The following is a 16400-nucleotide window of genomic DNA, read 5'->3' on the forward strand; positions in this document are numbered from 1 at the left end:
TGATGCTTCGCTTGATGACCCTTCTTGTGCTTCTGAGCGGCTTGATCGGCATCTCAGCCTATGGCCAGGAGCAGCAACGCATCGTTGCCCTTGTCAACGACGAGGTCATCTCGCTCAGAGACGTCACCCAGCGCATGCGCATCATCATGGCCACGTCACATCTCCCGAACACGCCGGAAGTCCTCCGTGCCGTCCGGGAGCAGGCCATGCGCTCGCTCATTGACGAGCGCCTCGAGATGCAGGAGGCCAAGCGCCGCGGCATTTCTGTTTCGCAGCAGGATCTGGACACCGCGATCAATTCCGTGGAACGTCAACTTGGGATTCCCAATGGCCGCCTGGAGGAATTCACCAAGCGCGCCGATATCGATGCAGACGCCCTGATCAGCCAGATACGCGCCGAACTGACCTGGGCACGTATGATCCGTTCTCGACTGTTGGCGACGGTCACCGTCACCGATCAGGAGATCGATGAAAGGATCGAAAAAATGAAAAGCATGGCGGGTCAGACGGAAGATCTGATCGCCGAAATTCTCATCCCAGTCGACAGTCCGGACCAGGAGGAGCCGCAGCGGCAGACGGCTCTGCATATCCTGCAGCAATTGCGAAACGGCGCCAGCTTTCCGGCGCTCGCCCGGCAGTTCAGCCGCGGAACGACGGCCGCCAATGGCGGCGATGTCGGCTGGGTGCCGCGCGGCACCTTGCCCGAAGAAGTCGAAGCCGTCGTGGCGAAAATGAACAAGGGCGATATATCGGAGCCCATCCGCACCGTTGGCGGCTATCAGATCATCTTTCTTCGCGATCGGAGGCGAATGGCAATGCCGGGAGCGGAGGAAACGAAAGTCACGCTCAAGCAGATTCTGCTGCCCTTGCCGGAGAATGCCCCGCAGAATGCCATCCAGGCAGCCATGGCTTCAGCGCGTCAGGCCCGCGGCAATATCCATAGCTGCGATGACGTCGAAGCTGTCGCGCAACAGCTGAAGGCACCGGGCTCCGGCAGTCTAGGGACCCTACGGCTGGGCGATCTGCCCCCAGCCTTCCGCAACGCCGTGAGCAATTTGGCAATAAACCAGACCTCCGAGCCCGTTCAAATGCCGAAGGCCATTCATCTCTTCACGCTCTGCGGCAAGGAAGAGCACGGCGCCTTCGATCGCAACCAAATTCGCCAGAATTTGCTACTGCGCCATGCCGAGCTTCTGGCACAGCGCTATATTCGCGAATTGCGCCGCGATGCAACGATCGAATTCCGCTGATCGTCCGCACCGCGGCGCACCCATCGCCGTCACGATGGGGGAGCCGGCCGGTATTGGCGGGGAAATCGCGATGCGGGCCTGGCTGCAGCGGAATGACTGTAGGCTGCCGCCTTTTTTCCTGCTGGACGATCCGGACCGATTGAAGTCCCTGGCCGAACGGATGCACTGGCCGGTGCCGCTACAGGCCATCGCCAGCCCGGAAGAAACAGCCGCCATCTTCAGCACCGCCCTGCCGGTGCTGCCCATCCCCCTGGCAGAGGTGCCGCAGGCGGGCCAGCCCAATCCGGCCAATGCCAAGGCGGTGGTCGCGGCGATCGAACAGGCCACGGCGATGTGCAAGGATGGCAGCATCGCCGCCATGGTGACCAATCCGATCAACAAGGCGGCGCTCTATGCGGCCGGCTTCCGCCATCCCGGACATACCGAGTTCATTGCCGACCTGTGCGGCGGTGCGATGCCGGTGATGATGCTGGCATCTGAGCGACTGCGCGTCGTGCCGGTGACGATCCATATGTCGCTGCGCCAGTCGATCGACCATTTGACGACGGCTCTCATCGCGGCGACGTCCCGGATCACCGCCGCCGACCTGCGAGAGAAGTTCGGCATCGCGCATCCCAGGCTGGCAGTCGCCGGCCTCAATCCCCATGCCGGCGAGGCCGGGACAATGGGCCGCGAGGATGCCGATATCGTCGCTCCGGCGGTTGCGCAGCTGCGTGCCGAAGGCATCGCCGCGTTCGGCCCGCTCTCGCCAGATACGATGTTCCATGCCGAGGCTCGCGCCACCTACGATGCGGCCATCTGCATGTATCACGATCAGGCGCTGATCCCGATCAAGACGCTCGATTTCGATCAGGCTGTGAACGTCACGCTGGGCCTGCCGATCATCCGCACTTCGCCGGATCATGGCACGGCGTTCGATATCGCTGGTAAGGGAATCGCCAAAGCCGATAGCCTTATCGCGGCCATCCGCATGGCCGCGCAAATGGCCGAAAACCGGCGCCATGTCAGCGGCCATTGACAACCTGCCGCCGCTGCGCGAGGTGATCGCGCGGCATGAACTCGCGGCGCGCAAATCGCTTGGCCAGAATTTCCTGCTTGATCTCAATCTGACGCGCAAGATCGCCCGCGCTGCCATGCCATGGATGGGGCCCGCCGTGGTCGAAATCGGCCCCGGGCCGGGAGGCTTGACCCGAGCGCTGTTGCTGGAGGGGGCGCCGCGGGTCATCGCGATCGAACGCGACGAACGCTGCTTGGCGGCACTGTCCGAACTTGCCGCGGCTGCCGAAGGCCGCCTTAAGCTGCATCCCGGGGATGCAATGGAAACGGACATCGCTGAGCTGACGCCGCCGCCCTGGCAGATTGTCGCCAACCTGCCCTACAATATTGCCACGCCACTCATCCTCGGCTGGCTGAAGCGGGTCGAGTGTTTCACCCGCATCACGGTTTTGGTGCAGAAGGAAGTGGCCGAACGGCTGGCCGCAGCACCCGGCAGCAAATCATACGGCCGTCTCTCGGTCGCGGCGCAATGGCGTTGCCGCGCCCGGATGCTGTTCGATATCGGCCCCAAGGCCTTCGTACCGCCGCCGAAGGTCACTTCGACCCTGGTGGAACTCGAGCCGCGCGAAAAGCCGCTGGCGGAGGCCGATCCGGCCAAGCTGGAGAAGATTACCGCCGCCGCCTTCAACCAGAGGCGCAAAATGCTCCGGGCGGCACTGAAACCACTTTGGCCCGATTCCGATGCCAAGCTGACGTTGGCCGGCATCGATCCGACACGGCGCGCCGAGACGCTATCCATCGAGGAATTCTGTGCGCTTGCCCGCCTGTTGTAGGCGCGCCGTCTTGAATTCAATGGCCTTCGCGCAGCCGCTTGACGAAATCGACCAAGCCGATGCCGCGATGGCGCTTGAGCCGCTCGGCATGCAGAATGGTGCGCACCTCGCCCAGGCATTGCTCGATATCTTCGTTGATCACCACATAATCGTATTCGGCCCAGTGGCTCATCTCGTCGGCCGCCTTCGACATGCGCTTGGCGATCACCTCGGCCGAATCCTGTGCCCGCGTATGCAGCCGCTTCTCCAGATCTCGCGTAGACGGCGGCAGAAGGAAAACACTGACCAGATCGTCGCGGGCATTCTGGCGAAGCTGCTGCGTACCCTGCCAGTCGATATCGAACAGAACATCGTGGCCGGCAGCCAGGTGCTGTTCGACCGGGCCTTTCGGGGTGCCGTAGTAATAATCAAACACCTTTGCGTGCTCGAGCAGCTCCTGGCGATTGACCATCAAGCCGAATTCTTCGCCGCTGATGAAATGGTAATGCACGCCATCAACCTCGCCGGGCCGGCGCGGCCGCGTGGTCACCGAAATCGAGAGGTGCACGTTGGCTTCGAGTTCCATCAGGCGGCGTGAGATCGTCGTCTTGCCGGCGCCCGAGGGCGAGGACAGAACGAACATCAGGCCGCGGCGGGCAATACTGATGGCAGATGATTTATTCGACATTCTGAGCCTGTTCCCGCAAACGGTCGACCACCAGCTTCAGATCCAGGCCCACGGCCGTCAGCGCTGCATCGAATGCCTTCGAACAAAGCGTGTTGGCTTCCCGATTGAACTCCTGCGCCAGGAAATCGAGCTTGCGGCCAACGCCCCGGCTGTCGCCGCCACTGATCAGATGGCGCGCCGTCTCGACATGCGTGCGCAACCGATCGATCTCTTCACGTACATCCAGGCGCGTGATCTGCAACGCCAGTTCCTGTGCCAGCCGTTCCTCGGAAACCGGCGGTGACATCGCCAGAAGCTCGTCTAGCTGCTGACGCAGACGATTGCGCAGCGCTTCCGGTCGCACCGATTCCACGTCCTGTGCCTGGTCGGTCAGTTTTGCGATCTCGTCCAGAAGACCGCTGAGCACGCCCGCCAGCTTGGTTCCTTCTGCCGAACGGCTCTCAACCAGCTTGTCGACAGCCTCGGCAAAGCTTGCCTTCACTTCCGCCATCAAGGCATCGCGCGCAGCCTCATCCTCGCTGGTCCCGACCGGCTCGATAATCCCCCGCACGGCAAGAAGCCCATCCAGGCGTGGAGCCCCTATGCCGCGCGCCTCGAGACGTTCCGCCAGCGCCAATAACTGGTCCAGCAAGCCCTCATTCAGCCTGTAGGCTGGCGCGGAATCGCCGGTTTCGGCGAATTGCAGATTGAGTGTGATATTGCCGCGGACCAGCTTGCCTTGCGCCATGGCCCGCAATTCCGGCTCCAGCGATTCGAAGCCCGACGGCAGGCGGAAGCGCAGCTCCAGCCCTCGGCCATTGACCGATTTCAGCTCCCAGGTCCAGGCCTTGTTTGCGGCGCGCCCGTCGGCGCGCGCAAAGCCGGTCATGCTGACGAGCGACATCACTCCCCCGAAAATGCTACGCTGCGCCGGACTATAATCGCAAACCAAGCCATGGTCGAGGCTAAGTGACGGAACCAGAACCTCTTTCCTGCATCGTCGTCACCGGCGCGTCGAGTGGCATCGGCGCGGCGCTTGCCCGGCTCTATGCAACGTCCGGCGTGACATTGGCACTGACCGGACGCGATAAAACCCGTCTCGATGGCGTCGCCTCAGAATGCCGGGCGCTTGGCGCAACGGTCATCGCCGACACGATTTCGGTCACCGATGCCGAGGCGATGAAGGCCTTCATCAACGAGGTTGCGGACCGGGGTCGGCTCGACCTCGTCATTGCCAATGCCGGGCTGTCCGGTGGCTTCAAGGGCTGGGACGATTTCGACAGCTACGTCCGCGAGATCACCGGCGTCAATATCGATGGCGTGCTGAACACGGTCAATCCCGCCATCCCGATCATGGTCCGCCAGGGCGGCGGTCAGATCGCCATCATGGCTTCGATTGTCGGTCTGATCGCCGCGCCCGGCGCCGTGCCGTATTCATCGACCAAGCATTTCGCCCGCGCCTATGCCGAGGAATTGCGCGGCCGGCTGGCACCCTTGAACATTCGGGTTTCCGCGATCTGCCCGGGCTTCGTGGTTAGCCGCATGACCGACCGCAACAATTTCCCGATGCCATTCCTGATGAAAGCCGATAAGGCGGCGCACATCATCCGCGACGGCCTGGCCAGAAACCGGGGGCGTATCGCGTTCCCCTGGCCCATGCTGGCTCTGGCCCGGCTGCTCGGAATCCTGCCCTATCCCTGGCTGGACCACCTGATGCGCCGTATCCCGCGGAAAAGCTGATCAGCGCTTCCGCTCGGCCCGGTAGGCCGCCACGTTGCGCAGGTGCTGTTCATAGGTTTCGGCAAAGACATGGCCGCCTCTGCCATTGGCGACAAAGAACAGATAATCGTTCTGCTCGGGCTGCAGCACGGCCGCCAGGCTTGCCCGTCCGGGGTGATTGATCGGCGTCGGTGGCAGGCCGTCGATCAGATAGGTGTTCCATGGCGAAGCGGCCGCCAAATCGGCGTGGCTGAGCGGCCGGTCCAGCGGATGTTCGCCCTTGGTCAGCCCATAGGCGACGGTCGGATCAGCCTGAAGCCGCATGCCCTTCTTAAGCCGGTTCAGATATACGGCGGCCACCCGTGGCCGTTCCTCTGCGATCGGCGTCTCCGCCTCGACGATGGAGGCCAGCACGATCGCCTGCTCCGGATTGGCCAAGGGCAGGCCCGGCGCCCGCTTGGCCCAAAGCTCGGCGAGCAGGCTCTTTTCTGCCTGCTGCATGCGGTGAACCAAATCGCTGCGGCTGTCGCCGCGGATATAATGATAGGTTTCCGGCAGCAGGCTGCCTTCCGGAATGTTCTCCTGCGGCCAGTCGCCGCTTAAGGCATCGGCGCCGGCGATCAACTGGCGGATCTCGGCGGTGGTCAGCCCCTCCGGGATGGTCAGGCGATGGATCAGGACTCGCCCGGCGGCAATCTGCTCCAGCACGCCGCGCGGGGTCTCTCCGGGGGCGAACTGGTACTCGCCCGCCTTCAGCTTGGTTCTGGTGCCGGTGTAAGAAGCCGCGAATTCCAGCAGCCGCGCATTCGAGACCACGCCGCCCCGGGTCAACAGCCGGGCGATCGCCGTGACGCCGCTGCCGCGGGGAATGACGATTACCGTCTCCTGCGCGGCAGGACCGGGCCGATCCAGCCAGGATACGAACCAGATATACCCGCCGCCAAAAATCAGCACCGCCGCCAGCGCAATTGCCAGCAGCGGCCGCACGATCCGTTTCATGCCCAGGAGTTTAGGCGTCGTACCGCTTCAGGACCAGAGACGCGTTGGTGCCGCCGAATCCGAAGGAGTTCGAAAGCGCCGCCCGAACCTGACGCTTCTTTGCCTTGTGCGGCACAAGATCGATGCCCTCGGCCGCCTCGGAAGGATCGTCGAGATTGAGGGTGGGCGGAACCACGCCGGTCTTGATCGCCAGGATCGAGAAGATCGCCTCGACCGCGCCGGCGGCGCCGAGCAAATGGCCGATCGACGACTTGGTCGACGACATCGACAGGTTGGCCACCGCGTTGCCAAACAGGCGCTTGATGGCGCCCAGTTCGATTTCGTCGCCCAGCGGCGTCGAGGTGCCGTGTGCGTTGACGTAGTCGATATCCGACGGCTGCATGCCGGCGCGTTTCAGAGCCATCTGCATGCAGCGGAAGGCGCCGTCGCCGCTCTCATGCGGCGCGGTGATGTGATAGGCATCGCCTGACAGGCCATAGCCGACGATCTCGGCGTAGATTTTAGCGCCGCGACGCTTGGCATGCTCCAGCTCTTCCAGCACGACGATGCCGGCGCCCTCGCCCATCACGAAACCGTCGCGCCCCTTGTCCCAGGGACGCGATGCCGCGCTCGGGCGGTCATTGTAGCCGGTGGACAGCGCGCGGGCGGCGCAGAAGCCGGCAATACCGAGCGGACCGACGGTCGCTTCGGCGCCGCCGGCGATCATGACGTCGGCATCGTCAAAAGCGACCAGACGAGCCGCATCGCCGATCGCATGCGCACCGGTCGAACAGGCCGTCACCACGGCGTGGTTCGGGCCCTTGAAGCCGTGCTCGATCGACACGTAACCAGAAACGAGATTGATCAGCCGACCCGGTACGAAGAACGGGCTGATGCGGCGATGCCCCTTTTCCTTGAGCGTGATCGCCGCCTCCTCGATGCCATTCAGGCCGCCAATGCCGGAGCCGATCAGGACCCCGGTCCGGCAGCGCTGCTCTTCGTCGGCCGGCACCCAGCCGGAATCGCTGATCGCCTGCTTCGCCGCCGCCATGCCGTAGACGATGAAATCGTCGACCCGCTTGCGCTCCTTGGCTTCCATCCAGGCGTCCGGATCGAAGGCATCCTCCCGGTCCGGGTGATCCGCCTTGAGGGGCACCTGACCGGCGATCTTCGCCGGCATTTCGGACGCATCGAACCGGGTGATCGGACCAATGCCGGACTCGGAATTGGTCAAGCGGGTCCAGGTTGCCTCAACGCCGGTGGCAAGCGGCGTAACCAAGCCGAGGCCGGTAACGACGACACGACGCATGGCAGAACCTTTCTTACGGGAACCGAAAAGCGAAAGATGCGCAGCAGGAGCGGGCCCGACTTAGGAGGCCGAACGCTCCTTGATGAAATCGATGGCATCCTTGACGGTCAGGATCTTTTCCGCCGCGTCGTCAGGGATCTCGACGCCGAATTCTTCTTCGAACGCCATCACCAGCTCGACCGTATCCAAGCTGTCCGCGCCCAGGTCATCAATAAAGCTTGCGCTTTCGGTAACCTTTTCTTCCTCGACGCCCAGATGCTCGACGACGATCTTCTTAACGCGCTCAGCAATGTCGCTCATTTCCTAAATCCTTGTTGTTGTGGCTGCCCGCACCGCGCCAAGCGGCGGCAGCCGGCAGATGGGGGCCTCCATTACCATAGAAAATCGGCGCTTCCAAGTTGTTCCAGCCCCCCGCCGAAGGATGATCCGTCGCCGAATTTCCTCAGGAAATCATGGCCATACCGCCGTTTACATGCAAGGTCTGGCCGGTCACATAAGCGGCTTCCTCAGACGCCAGATAGATCACGGCGGCTGCAATTTCAGGGCTTTGGCCGAGTCGGCCGGCCGGGATGCGCTGGGAAATGGTCTCTTTTTGCTGCTCGGTCAGCACGTCCGTCATGGCCGTCTGGATGAAACCCGGAGCGACGCAATTGACGGTGATGTTGCGGGAGGCGACCTCCTGGGCGAGCGCCTTGCTCATGCCCGTCAGGCCGGCCTTGGCAGCAGCATAGTTCGCCTGGCCCGGATTGCCGGTCGCACCAACCACCGAGGTGATGCTGATGATACGACCCCAGCGCCGCTTCATCATGCCCTTCAGGGAGGCCCGGGCGAGCCGAAAGGCCGCGCTCAGGTTGACATCCAGCACCGTCTGCCAGTCCTCGTCCTTCATGCGCATGGCAAGGCCATCGCGCGTGATGCCGGCATTGTTGACCAGGATATCAACCTGGCCCATCGCGGCCTCGGCCTTGGCGATCAGGCCGTTGACCGCGTCCACATCGCCCAGATTGCAGGGCACGACGTGGACGCGATCGCCGAGCTTGGCGGCCAGTTCCTGCAGCATGGCTTCGCGGGTGCCGGACAGCGCCACCGTGGCGCCCTGCGCATGCAGGGCGGTGGCGATCGCGCCACCGATACCGCCGGTAGCACCGGTCAGCAGGGCGAATTTGCCGGACAAATCGAACATAGATGTCTCCTTAAAGGGTTTTCGCCCAGGCTTCCAATTCGGCAGGCAAACCAACGCTGACCGGTTCGACCTCCTTGTCGATCCGCTTCATCAGGCCGGCCAGAACCTTGCCCGCCCCCAGTTCCGCGACCTGGGATGTGCCTTGCGCCTTCAGCCAGATCATGCTTTCGCGCCAGCGCACAAGTCCAGTGACCTGTTGCACCAGCAATTTCTTGATATCGTCGGGATCGGATTCGCCCTTGGCCGTGACATTGGAGACGACCGGCAATTTCGGTGCGCTAAGCTGCACCTTGCCCAAAGCCTCTGCCATGGCATCGGCCGCCGGTTGCATCATGGCGCAATGAAATGGCGCGCTGACCGGCAGCAGCATGGCCCGCTTCACCCCCTTGGCCTTGGCCACTTCGATGGCGCGCTCAACGGCCGATTTCTTGCCGGAGATCACCACCTGGCCGCCGCCATTGTCGTTGGCGCAACCGACCACCTCACCTTGCGCCGCTTCGGCGACGACCTGCTGCGCCAGATCGAGTTCCGCGCCCAGCAGGGCCGCCATCGCCCCCTCGCCGACCGGCACCGCCTTTTGCATCGACTGGCCGCGCAGCTTCAGGAGCCGTGCCGCATCGGCGATCGACAGAGCGCCCATGGCGCAAAGCGCCGAATACTCACCCAGCGAATGGCCGGCCGCATAGGCCCCCTTGGCCGCCAGATCGACGCCGAACTCCTTTTCGGCGACACGTACCACTGCCATGCTGGTCGCCATCAAGGCGGGCTGCGCATTTTCGGTCAGCGTCAGATCGCTTTCCGGCCCTTCGAACATCAGCTTCGAGAGCTTTTGCGACAGGGCATCGTCGACTTCCTGGAACACCTCGCGTGCCGCGCTGAAGGCCTCGGCAAGTTCCTTGCCCATGCCGACCGCTTGGCTGCCCTGGCCTGGAAACAAATAGGCACGGCTCATACTCGGGCTCCCCGTTCGTTGACGCCACAAATGATAAAATGCGGCGCCAGTCATAAGCGCCAGTCCCGCCCTGTCAAGCGCTGACGATTACCCGCCCTCAAACCGGCTGCATCAGAGCTTTTCTGTAAGCTTTTGAAATCTTTTCAGGATTCGCGCGCCGCCAACGTGCCGCGACATGCTGATCCGGGCGCAGCAGGTAAACGGTTCCAGGCTCGGCACCGTAGCGGCGGGCAATCAGATCCTGGTTGTGCACGGGAAGCGTGGAGATTCGAGAAGCCAGCGGTGCCGGCACCGCGGCCTCGGCATCGAAGGTCAGCAATGTGAACCCATTCTGGCATCGCCGCAGCAGCCAATCCCCATCGTTCAACGGAGCATCTATGGCCGGCGCCCCCGGCGGCGGCCCGCCAGCGAAAACCTCATCATCCGGCGTCGACAAGGGCGAATCGCGATACCTTGTCGGCAAGGACAGCCGGCCCGAATTGACCATCTGACGCGCGAAGGCGTAGTCGCCGGCGAGATCGAGGACGGCATCGCGCAAAGCCTTGGCGGCGCTGTTGCGTGGCACGATGAAATCGGTGCTGCGGGTGGAATGCAGGATATTCTCCTCCGCCGCCTCGACCCGCTCGCTGTCATAGGTGTCCAGCAGCGCATCCGGCGCCTCGCCGGTCATCACATAGGCGAGTTTCCAGATCAGGTTGTCGACGTCCTGAACGCCGGAATTGGCGCCGCGCGCGCCAAATGGCGATACCTGATGGGCGGCATCGCCAATGAACAGGATACGACCGTGACGGAAATGGTCCAGACGCCGGCACTGAAAGGTATAGATGCTGACCCATTGCAGCTCGAAGGGGGTATTCTCGCCCAGCATCGCCTTGAGCCGCGGAATGACGCGCGCCGGCTGGCGCTCGACTTCCGGATCCGCCTGCCAGCCCAATTGCAGATCGATCCGCCAGATGTCATCCGGTTGCTTGTGCAGCAGCGCCGAGCCGCCATTGTGGAAAGGAGGTTCGAACCAGAACCAGCGCTCGGTGGGGAAGTCGGCCTTCATATGGACGTCGGCGATCAGGAAGCGGTCCTCGAAGACCTGACCACGGAAATCCAAGCCAAGCTGCCGGCGGATGGTCGAGCGCGCGCCATCGGCGGCCAGCAGGTAATCCGCGACCAGTGTATAGCCGCCATCCGGGGCTTCCACGCTCAGCCGGACGCCGTCATTGCCCGTCGTCACCCCCACGGCCCGATGTTTCCAGCGCAGGTCGATCGCCTCCTGCGCCCGGGCCGCCTCGACGAGGAAAAGCTCGGCATAATATTGCTGAAGATTGATGAAGGCCGGGAAGCGATGGCCGCTTTCTGGCAGCAGATCGAAGCTGTAACGCTGCGCCGGTCCGTGGAAGACCCTGCCAAGCTGCCAGGTCACCCCCTTGTCCAGCATGCGCTCGCCGACGCCCAGGCGGTCCCAGATCTCAAGCGTGCGCTTGGCGTAGCAGATCGCCCGGCTGCCGACGCTGACCGTGTCCTCCTCGTCCAGCAGGACGCAGGAGATGCCGTGTTTGGCCAGATCCAGGGCGGCGCTGAGGCCGACAGGCCCTCCGCCCACGATAGCAACCCGGCAATGCTCGACGCCGCCCGGATTGTTGGGCGGCCTGTACCCAAACGACGGATAGGCGAACTCCGCCATCCTTTCCTCCGGCTGTTTTGGTTGCATTTGAAACCAATATAGCGAACGGAGAAAGCCTCTGGCGATGGAAAATATGGTTAATCAATGCTGAAGGCGTGGTGCGGCCTCTGCGCCGATACGAAACTGGACGCGAATTGAGGAGTTCGCCGTGGAAGCGTCAGGCGTCAAGCAGAAACTGTATTTCGTCGGCCTGAGGGTCGCGCAGGACAGCCAGCTCGCCGTGCTCACTGCCGTGACGGCGGGGCTTGAAAATATCAAGCAGATCACCAAGGCTGCCGCCCCCATGCAGGCTGGTGTCGGCGGTCAGGTGGATATCTCGGTCTAAGCGGGCGATCCGCCTCAAAGACAAAAAAACCGGCCAGTTCCTGGCCGGTTTTTTCACGCCTGCTGCAGGACTGGGCCTTTATTTGGCGTCGAAAGCGCCCGAGCGAATCGTATCCGGCAACTTCTCCAGGCCATGGGCGGTGACCGCCTTGCCGAAGATCGCCGTCAGCTCCGCCAGAGCCATGCTCATGGCTATCGCCGCAACGATCTCGCGGTTCACGCCACCATTCACCAGAGCTTCCCAGGTCGCGACGAAGGATTCGCGCGTGACCTTGCTCTGCTCGTCTTCCGTCATCGACATGGGTTGACCCCCCCTCCGAAAACTGGGCAAACAATTTCGCCTCAACAACCGCTTTCGTCGCATATTTTGGTTGATTGATGGTAAATGCGACTCTTCAAGGCCGAGCGGTAACCGAATTATAACCCGGCGCCGCCGGATTCGCTAAGCATGGCCCGAAAGATGGGCAGCGCGCGCTGGACGACGTCGTTACCGCGAGGATCGGGCGCGCCCCGGCAAAGCCGTACCGAGGGATACCAGGGCGTCCGCTCACCGGCCGCGCCCCAATACCAGAGCTGCCCCCAATCCTCCGGCAGCAGGATCAGGGTCGGCACCCCCAGGGCTCCGGCAATGTGAGCCGAGGCCGTGCTGACCGTGACCACCATATCCAGAGCGGCGATCTGCGCCGCCTGACCGTCGATGTCCGCCAACGGATCAATTTCCGGATCGCGGTAGATATCGATACCGGTCTCCTTGCGGAAGGCCTCGGTATCGGCCGCCGCCTGGCCGTACTGCAGGGAAACGAAGGCTACGTCCGGCTCCTGAAATAACGGCAGCATGTCTCGCAACGTAACGGATTTATGCCGACCGGTACGTGGGTTGCGGCTATTCCACGAAATTCCGACACGTTTACCGAAACCCGATTTGCGATATCGAGCTTGCAATATTCTGACGCGTTCCGCGTCAGGTATGAGGAAACGGCGTGGCTGGAGCCGGAAATCCTCCTGACCCTGCCGGCAAAGTGCGGCGACATCCCCCAGCGGCATCTGACAGGTCAACCGCAACGCGCCGGTGTCCAAATCCAAAGCGTTGTCTACGACCTGAATGTCGGGGAAGGACCGCGCGAAGAGAGGCACGAGACGTTTTTCTGCTGCCAGCACAATGCCGATGCCTGCCGCGGCCAATTCCGGCAACAGGCTGGAAAACAGGATTTCGTCGCCCACTCCCTGCTCGCGCCAGATCAGAACGCGGCCCGGCGAGGGGTTACTCCCATCCCAGCGCGGGAGGCCTCGGCTGCAATCGGGCGATGTCCAGCCAGCGCTGTATCGGCGCCAAGCGAAATACGGCCATCCCTCGCCATAGCGTCCCAGCCGGAGCAACATCATCCCGAGGTTGTTATGCGTATCCGCATCCCCAGGCTGAAGAGCCAGCAGTTGCCGATACAGCGCCTCCGCCGCCTCGAATTGGCCCTGCGCGCTGCGAATATTGGCGAGGTTGCCGATGGCAACCGTGTTGTTGGGATCGAGTTGCAGCGCCGCCTCCGCAGCTTCGGCCGCCGCCTGCAGATTGCCGCGCCGCAATTCCAAACCCGCCAGATTCGCGTAACCAGATGGCTCCTCCGGTCTAGCCGCGATCACCTGCCGATAGGTGTCGCAGGCCTCATCGAGACGGTCGATCTTGCCAAGGCTCTGGGCCAGCTTGGCACGCGCCCCCAGATCGTCCGGTTGGCTGGCAACCACCTGTTCGAGGATCTGAACCGCCCGTTCATGCGCTCCCACATGGTTAAGGGCGTGGCCCAAGGCCGCCAGCGCCGCCGGATCCTGCGGTCTTTGCGTCAGTAATTGTTCCAACAAGGGAATGGCTTCCGCTTCTGCATGACGCTCCAGCAACAATTTGGCAAGCAATGCCAAGGCATCGCCATGATGCGGATCGAAAGCCAGTGCGGCGCGCAGTTCCTGCTCGGCACCGGCGGCATCGCCATCCGAAAATGCCATTCCACCTTTGATGAAATGCCGCTCCCCTTTCGGCAGGGTCGCCTTCTCCTCCAGTAAATTGAAGAGCCGGCGCGCACCCGATGTATCCTTGGCGCCGAGAGCGGCTTTGATCAGATTTGCCAGCGATGCGGCATATCCCGGCGCTGCATTCAGGATATCGGAAAACGCTGATAACGCGGCTTGCTGCTCGCCTGACATCCATTCTGATAATGCCAGATTGAAACGAGCGGCAACCAGGCCGGGATCGGCGGTCAATGCGGCACGGAAATGCGCCGCGGCGGCGCGCCATTCTTTGTCTTTTTGATCCAACAGACCGAGATTATTATGCGCCTCGGCAAAAGCAGGGTTTCGATCCAATGCAGCCTGATAGGCGGCCCGCGCCGCCCCGGCATCGCCAAGGGTGCGGAGAATATTGCCCAGGCTGTTATGGTAGGCGGCTATTTCCGGGGCGTGGCGTATCGCCAGTTCTATGAATGGACGCCCCTGCGCCGGCAGACCGGCCTGTTCCAGGGCCATGCCCAGAAGATGCAAAGCGTCGGTATTCTCAGGACGCTGCGCGAGAACCTCGCGATAAAGATCGATTGCCTCGCCGAGCCGACCAGTCTGGTGCAATTGCACCGCGCGCTGGAGCTGCTGACGCCATGGTACAGCACTTCCCGTCATCAATGGCTGCGGGGGCCTACGGTGAAACAGATTGCCTCATTTCAGGCCGTCCATGATATTGCGGTTGATCTGGATGAGCGATTCGATATCCCGGGTTTCGCCCTGAGTGATCTTATCCGTGTGCCGATTGACGAAAATACAGATATTGATCAAAGCCAGTTTGGTTTCGCGATTGAGCGGGTTCTTCTCATCCAGGACTTCCGGCATCAGATGATTCCAGACATCCCGGTTCCAATTGATGGCATTGGCGATCTTGGCGACGTCAAGCGGCTCTGTACTGTTGATGATAGGACGCAGATCCATCAGCGCGCGGGTGACCGACGAGAAAAGCCGGTATTCGAGCTGTCGCGGCGTTTCAAGGGTGTTTTGCGCTGCCAGGTATGGATTCTTTCCCGACATCCAGCAATCTCCGTTCTACCTCGATCAAACGTCGAGCCAGTTTCAGGAGCTTGAAATAGTCTTTCTGGACCAATGCTGCCCCGATACTGCCCACCAATGCATGTGTACTCGGGGCCGCCTTAACGAAATCCAAACAGGACTCTTTTATCTGCGGGTAAAGTTCTTCGAACTTCTCCTCCCACAGATAGGCCAATTGGCAAAGATAATAAATCTTCTTGCCTAGGGTATCGACTTCCTCCGGCTTGAGGATGTGTTTCTCACGCAGGAACGAAGCCTTGTTCTCGATGATGATGCTGGCGGATTTCGAGAGGCTGAGCACCGCCCGATTAAGAATGAATTTCTCGCCAGCCTTAAGCGTAATAATGAGCGGCACTGGCTTGTGAGGACGACGGTCCTCATCCCTGATTAATTGCAAGCCATACAGGGCTATCCGGGTTGGAGCTGGCCGTCAAGAAATCCCGTCAGAAGAAAAAGAAAGGGGGCCTTGCGGCCCCCTTCCCAAAGCTAAGCTGGCTGTACCGATTAGCGGAACAGGCTGAGCAGGGTATTCGGCTGCTGGTTCGCGATCGACAGCGCCTGGATGTTGAGCTGCTGACGGACCTGCAGGGACTGCAGGTTGGCGCTTTCGGTCGCCACGTCGGCATCCACCAGGGCGCCGAGGCCCTTCTTGGTGGCGTCCACCAGATCGTCGACGAAGCCCTTCTGCAGGCTGATCGAACGAGCCTGGGCAGCAACCTGCGCCGAAATCGAGTTGACCAGCGCCTCGAAAGCACCCAGAGCGGAAGCCGCCTGCGAGTAACCCGATGCACCGGCGCCGCTGTAGGTCACGATATCGCCCGAGAAGGTCTGGGTCGAAACCGACAGCGAAGTCGAGGTCTGCAGCGTCAGCGTCGTACCGGTCACGTCGGCCACGAAGGTGACCGCAGTGGCGCCCGAGCCGCTGAGCAGGTTCTTGCCGTTATAGGTCGCCTGGCTGATGTAGTTGACGATCTGACCGAGCAACTGCTTGGCGTCGTTGACATACACCGCGCGCTGGTCGGTGGTCAGCGAGCCGTCCGCCAGGTTGGCGAACTTCGCTTTCAGGTCGCCAACAAGGTTCGAAATGCCGGACAACGCGGCGGCGGTCACCTGGCCGAGGCCTTCACCGGCCGCCAGCGAGGACTGCACCGAGGCATAGGCCTTGATGTTGCCGCGGATGCCCTGGGCAACCGCGAAGACGGCTGCGTCGTCAGAGGCGTCGGCCACCTTGTAGCCGGTCTGGACGCGCTTGGAAGTCTTATCGAGTTCGGTATTGACGCCGCGCAGCGACGAGAGGGCGACGAGCGCGCCAACGTTGGTATTGACGGAATTAGACATCTGAATGCTCCTGTTCTAGGACCAAATTGTAGAAGCCCTCTTTTGAGGACGCTCACTTTGTATGAGGCCGGCACAGGGCCGTCAACTCAAAAAAGTTGGCATATCGGAAAAAATAGCTCACTGGC

At 62.1% G+C, this 16400-nt stretch carries 18 protein-coding genes; 5 read left to right on the plus strand and 13 right to left on the minus strand.

Annotated features, from left to right (window positions below; all coding sequences use genetic code 11):
- Nucleotides 1–14 precede the first annotated feature (14 nt).
- The 3 genes from VF194_RS00980 to rsmA all read left to right on the plus strand — a co-directional run bounded on the left by VF194_RS00980 (nt 15) and on the right by rsmA (nt 3079).
- On the plus strand, nt 15–1250 hold the full coding sequence (locus VF194_RS00980) for a peptidylprolyl isomerase (protein ID WP_330887387.1): 1236 nt from the start codon (nt 15–17) through the stop codon (nt 1248–1250).
- Between the two features lie 70 nt (nt 1251–1320).
- Entirely contained in the window at nt 1321–2268 is a 948-nt protein-coding gene (gene pdxA, locus VF194_RS00985) for a 4-hydroxythreonine-4-phosphate dehydrogenase PdxA (RefSeq protein WP_414656061.1), read from the plus strand.
- The gene (gene rsmA, locus VF194_RS00990; RefSeq protein WP_330887123.1) at nt 2252–3079 is read left to right on the plus strand and encodes a 16S rRNA (adenine(1518)-N(6)/adenine(1519)-N(6))-dimethyltransferase RsmA; all 828 of its coding nucleotides are present in this window, start codon (nt 2252–2254) and stop codon (nt 3077–3079) included. Before pdxA ends, rsmA begins: the two co-directional genes overlap by 17 nt.
- Nucleotides 3080–3095: 16 nt before the next feature.
- Here the strand turns inward: rsmA and gmk are convergent, their stop codons facing one another.
- Together gmk and VF194_RS01000 are read right to left on the minus strand one after the other, a co-directional pair.
- Nucleotides 3096–3746, minus strand: a complete 651-nt coding sequence (gene gmk / locus VF194_RS00995) for a guanylate kinase (RefSeq protein ID WP_330887125.1) — start codon at nt 3744–3746, stop codon at nt 3096–3098.
- On the minus strand, nt 3736–4629 hold the full coding sequence (locus VF194_RS01000) for a YicC/YloC family endoribonuclease (protein WP_330887127.1): 894 nt from the start codon (nt 4627–4629) through the stop codon (nt 3736–3738). The genes gmk and VF194_RS01000 overlap by 11 nt, the downstream gene beginning before the upstream one ends.
- Before the next feature lie 65 nt (nt 4630–4694).
- On the opposite strand from VF194_RS01000, the gene VF194_RS01005 reads away from it, so the two are divergent.
- Nucleotides 4695–5465, plus strand: coding sequence for an SDR family NAD(P)-dependent oxidoreductase (locus VF194_RS01005; protein ID WP_330887129.1), 771 nt, complete (start codon nt 4695–4697; stop codon nt 5463–5465).
- Here VF194_RS01005 and mltG read toward each other — a convergent pair whose 3' ends face one another.
- The 6 genes from mltG to VF194_RS01035 all read right to left on the minus strand — a co-directional run bounded on the left by mltG (nt 5466) and on the right by VF194_RS01035 (nt 11568).
- Complete coding sequence (gene mltG / locus VF194_RS01010; protein ID WP_330887131.1) at nt 5466–6443, minus strand: endolytic transglycosylase MltG; 978 nt, start codon at nt 6441–6443, stop codon at nt 5466–5468.
- Nucleotides 6444–6453: 10 nt separating this feature from the next.
- On the minus strand, nt 6454–7731 hold the full coding sequence (gene fabF / locus VF194_RS01015; RefSeq protein WP_330887133.1) for a beta-ketoacyl-ACP synthase II: 1278 nt from the start codon (nt 7729–7731) through the stop codon (nt 6454–6456).
- A gap of 60 nt (nt 7732–7791) precedes the next feature.
- Nucleotides 7792–8031, minus strand: coding sequence for an acyl carrier protein (locus tag VF194_RS01020; protein ID WP_300302640.1), 240 nt, complete (start codon nt 8029–8031; stop codon nt 7792–7794).
- A gap of 142 nt (nt 8032–8173) precedes the next feature.
- A complete protein-coding gene (gene fabG, locus VF194_RS01025; RefSeq protein WP_330887137.1) occupies nt 8174–8914 on the minus strand; it encodes a 3-oxoacyl-[acyl-carrier-protein] reductase in 741 nt (246 codons plus the stop codon).
- 10 nt (nt 8915–8924) lie between these two features.
- A complete protein-coding gene (gene fabD, locus VF194_RS01030; RefSeq protein WP_330887139.1) occupies nt 8925–9866 on the minus strand; it encodes an ACP S-malonyltransferase in 942 nt (313 codons plus the stop codon).
- Between the two features lie 97 nt (nt 9867–9963).
- A complete protein-coding gene (locus VF194_RS01035) occupies nt 9964–11568 on the minus strand; it encodes an FAD-dependent oxidoreductase (protein WP_330887140.1) in 1605 nt (534 codons plus the stop codon).
- A gap of 121 nt (nt 11569–11689) precedes the next feature.
- Here VF194_RS01035 and VF194_RS01040 point away from each other — a divergent pair, with 121 nt between their 5' ends.
- Complete coding sequence (locus tag VF194_RS01040; RefSeq protein ID WP_330887142.1) at nt 11690–11866, plus strand: hypothetical protein; 177 nt, start codon at nt 11690–11692, stop codon at nt 11864–11866.
- A 78-nt stretch (nt 11867–11944) separates the two neighbouring features.
- On the opposite strand, the gene VF194_RS01045 is transcribed toward VF194_RS01040, so the two are convergent.
- The 5 genes from VF194_RS01045 to VF194_RS01065 form a co-directional block, all read right to left on the minus strand.
- Nucleotides 11945–12166 (minus strand): hypothetical protein, encoded by a 222-nt coding sequence (locus VF194_RS01045; protein WP_330887144.1) that lies wholly within the window; start codon nt 12164–12166, stop codon nt 11945–11947.
- Nucleotides 12167–12282: 116 nt separating this feature from the next.
- Nucleotides 12283–14520 carry a tetratricopeptide repeat protein gene (locus tag VF194_RS01050; RefSeq protein WP_330887146.1) on the minus strand — a complete coding sequence of 746 codons (2238 nt, stop codon included), beginning with the start codon at nt 14518–14520 and terminating at the stop codon, nt 12283–12285.
- Between the two features lie 36 nt (nt 14521–14556).
- Nucleotides 14557–14919: a flagellar biosynthesis regulator FlaF gene (locus VF194_RS01055; RefSeq protein ID WP_330887148.1), complete on the minus strand. Its 363-nt coding sequence runs from the start codon at nt 14917–14919 to the stop codon at nt 14557–14559.
- Nucleotides 14876–15292 (minus strand): flagellar biosynthesis repressor FlbT, encoded by a 417-nt coding sequence (locus VF194_RS01060; RefSeq protein ID WP_330887149.1) that lies wholly within the window; start codon nt 15290–15292, stop codon nt 14876–14878. Before VF194_RS01060 ends, VF194_RS01055 begins: the two co-directional genes overlap by 44 nt.
- Nucleotides 15293–15441: 149 nt before the next feature.
- Nucleotides 15442–16275, minus strand: a complete 834-nt coding sequence (locus VF194_RS01065; protein ID WP_330887151.1) for a flagellin — start codon at nt 16273–16275, stop codon at nt 15442–15444.
- Between the last annotated feature and the right edge of the window lie 125 nt (nt 16276–16400).

The sequence above is a fragment of the Ferrovibrio sp. genome, assembly GCF_036381655.1.
Taxonomy (GTDB): Bacteria; Pseudomonadota; Alphaproteobacteria; order Ferrovibrionales; family Ferrovibrionaceae; genus Ferrovibrio.